Origin of the sequence: Streptomyces sp. NTH33 (assembly GCF_003236365.1) — a bacterium.
Taxonomy (GTDB): domain Bacteria; phylum Actinomycetota; class Actinomycetes; order Streptomycetales; family Streptomycetaceae; genus Streptomyces.
Map to the genome: position 1 here is coordinate 1 of NZ_POTZ01000688.1, position 2,666 is coordinate 2,666.

Sequence of the window (2,666 nt, forward strand, 5' to 3'; positions counted from 1 at the left end):
CACGAGGACTGGCCTACCCGAGCACTTCCGAGGCCATCGGCGCCGTGGCGAAGGAGAACCGTTCGCGCACCGCCCTCGTCCTCGTCCTGCTGCCGGTCCTCTTCCTCCTCGCCGCCGGGACCGCCCTCCGCGTGAACTACACCGGCGACCCCGCCGACGGCACGTACACCAGGGGCCAGGACGCGATCTGGCTCGGCCACGCCTGGGTGGACGGGCGGAAGAAGGACGCCGACGTCCAGGCCCTCGCCCGCCGCCTGCGCGGCACCGGCATCCGCGACCTGTACGTGCACGCGGGCCCGCTCGAACACGACGGCACCCTGCCCAAGTCGGCGTACACAAAGGCCGGTTGGCTGATACCGGCCGTGCACCGGGCGCTCCCCGGCGTCCGCGTGCAGGCGTGGCTCGGCGACGTGCTGGCCACCGAGACCCCCGACGGGATGCGGCTGGAGCGGGCCGCGACGCGCGCCGCCGTGGTCGCCTCCACCCGCGAGGTCCTGGCGGCCGGCTTCGACGGCGTCCACTTCGACCTGGAGCCGCTGCACTCCGGCGACCGCCACTACCTCGGTCTCCTCGACGACCTGCGCGAGGTCACCCGCGCCCACGGCGCTCCGCTGTCCGTCGCCGCCCACCAGATCGACCCGCTGCCCGCGTTCCACTCCCTGTGGGGCACGTTCACCGGCCACCCCAAGTGGTGGTCCCAGGCGTACTTCGGCCAGGTCGCCCGCCGCGTCGACCAGATCGCGCTGATGTCGTACGACACCATGCAGCCGCTGCAGAGCCTGTACGGCGGCTACGTCGCCCAGCAGACCTCCCTCGCCCTGGAGGCCACCCCGCCCACCACCGACCTGCTGATGGGCCTGCCCTTCTTCCACGACGACCGCTTCGGCCACCGGGCCTCCGCCGAGACGGTCCCCGCCGCCGTCCGAGGCGTCCGCCTCGGCCTGTCCCGCACGGACGCCGACCGCGAACGCTTCGGCGTCGCGCTGTACGTGGACTTCGCCGCCACGGAGGACGACTGGACGGCGTACCGGAAGGGCTGGAGTCACCCGTAAGGTGTCCGCTCCGGTGGGAGGGTGATCGGCGTGCACTGGATACTGGCGGGGGCGTTCGGGGTGGGCATGGTGCTGATGGCCGCTGCGGGCGTCGCGGCGATCGCTGCGGAGTGGGTGGTGCCGTGGGCACAGGGATGGATTTTCCGGCCGAGGCTTTGGGGCTGTGGCGCGCTGCTCTGCGGGTGCGGAGGCTCCCTGTTCGTGTTCCTGGGGCCGTTCTCCCACAGCCACGGGATCGTCCTGCCGGTCGCCGGGTGGTGCGCGTTCGCTGGGGGAGTCGTACTCCAGGGCATGGCCAAGCGCCCCGGCCGCCGTGTCCGCTGAGTCCCCCTACGACGACCGCCGCCGGATCTTCGACCCCAGCCACACCAGTGGGTCGTACTTGCGGTCCACCGCCCGCTCCTTCAGCGGGATCAGCGCGTTGTCGGTGATCCTGATGCCCTCGGGGCAGACCTCCGTGCAGCACTTGGTGATGTTGCAGTAGCCGAGGCCGTGGTCGTCCTGGGCCGCACGTTTGCGGTCCAGGCCCGTCTCCGCGGCGGCGTCCAGCGGGTGCATGTCGAGTTCGGCGACGCGCATCAGGAAGCGCGGGCCGGCGTACGCCCGCTTGTTGTCCTCGTGGTCGCGTACGACATGGCACACGTCCTGGCACAGGAAGCACTCGATGCACTTGCGGAACTCCTGCGGACGGTCCACGTCCTCCTGGAACATGCGGTACTCGCCGGGCCCGAGGCCGGCCGGCGGGACGAAGGCCGGGACCTCGCGGGCCTTGGTGTAGTTGTAGCCGACGTCCGTCACCAGGTCGCGGATCACCGGGAAGGTCCGCAGCGGGGTGACGGTGATCGTCTCCTCCCGGGTGAAGACCGACATGCGCGTCATGCACATCAGCCGCGGACGCCCGTTGATCTCCGCGGAGCACGAACCGCACTTGCCCGCCTTGCAGTTCCAGCGCACGGCCAGATCCGGTGCCTGCGTGGCCTGGAGGCGGTGGATGATGTCCAGCACCACCTCGCCGTCGTTGACCTCGACCTCGAAGTCCTCCAGGCCGCCGTCCTGCGCGTCACCCCGCCACACCTTGAAGCGGGCCTCATAGCTGCTCACTCGTAGAGCTCCTCTTCGGCGAGGTACTTGACCAGCTCCTCCTTCGCGAAGAGGGCGAGCAGGTCGGGGCGGATGGGTTCGGTGGTCTCCCGGGTGAGGGTGATCTGGCCGCGGACCGGGTCCGTCGCCGCCAGGCCGCCGGTCGGGTCGGTCAGCCGGCACAGCAGGTTGATCCGGCGCCAGTCGCGCTCCATCGACGGGTAGTCCTCGCGGGTGTGCCCGCCGCGCGACTCCGTGCGCTCCAGCGCGGCCCGCGCCACGCACTCGCTGACCAGCAGCATGTTCCGCAGGTCCAGGGCGAGGTGCCAGCCGGGGTTGAACTGCCGGTGCCCCTCCACCCCGGCCCGCCGGGCCCGTACCCGCAGCTCGCCGAGCTTCTTCAGGGCCTGCTCCATCTCCCCCTCGCGGCGGATGATGCCGACCAGGTCGTTCATGGTCTGCTGGAGCTCCTGGTGCAGGGTGTACGGGTTCTCCGGCGGCGTCCCGGCCGCCGTCTCCTCCCCGGCCCCCGCC

At 71.5% G+C, this 2,666-nt stretch carries 3 protein-coding genes and 1 pseudogene; 2 read left to right on the forward strand and 2 right to left on the reverse strand.

Annotation, left to right across the window (positions count from 1 at the left end; all coding sequences use genetic code 11):
* The first annotated feature begins 8 nt into the window (after positions 1 to 8).
* Positions 9 to 1,052: a hypothetical protein gene (locus C1I97_RS34980; RefSeq protein ID WP_258382890.1), complete on the forward strand. Its 1,044-nt coding sequence runs from the start codon at positions 9 to 11 to the stop codon at positions 1,050 to 1,052.
* A 30-nt stretch (positions 1,053 to 1,082) separates the two neighbouring features.
* The gene (locus C1I97_RS34985) at positions 1,083 to 1,376 is read left to right on the forward strand and encodes a hypothetical protein (RefSeq protein ID WP_146608403.1); all 294 of its coding nucleotides are present in this window, start codon (positions 1,083 to 1,085) and stop codon (positions 1,374 to 1,376) included.
* 6 nt (positions 1,377 to 1,382) lie between these two features.
* Here the strand turns inward: C1I97_RS34985 and C1I97_RS34990 are convergent, their stop codons facing one another.
* Positions 1,383 to 2,153: a succinate dehydrogenase/fumarate reductase iron-sulfur subunit gene (locus tag C1I97_RS34990; RefSeq protein WP_111006986.1), complete on the reverse strand. Its 771-nt coding sequence runs from the start codon at positions 2,151 to 2,153 to the stop codon at positions 1,383 to 1,385.
* A pseudogene (locus tag C1I97_RS34995) lies at positions 2,150 to 2,666 on the reverse strand (fumarate reductase/succinate dehydrogenase flavoprotein subunit); the annotation flags it as partial. The pseudogene C1I97_RS34995 and the gene C1I97_RS34990, both read right to left, overlap by 4 nt.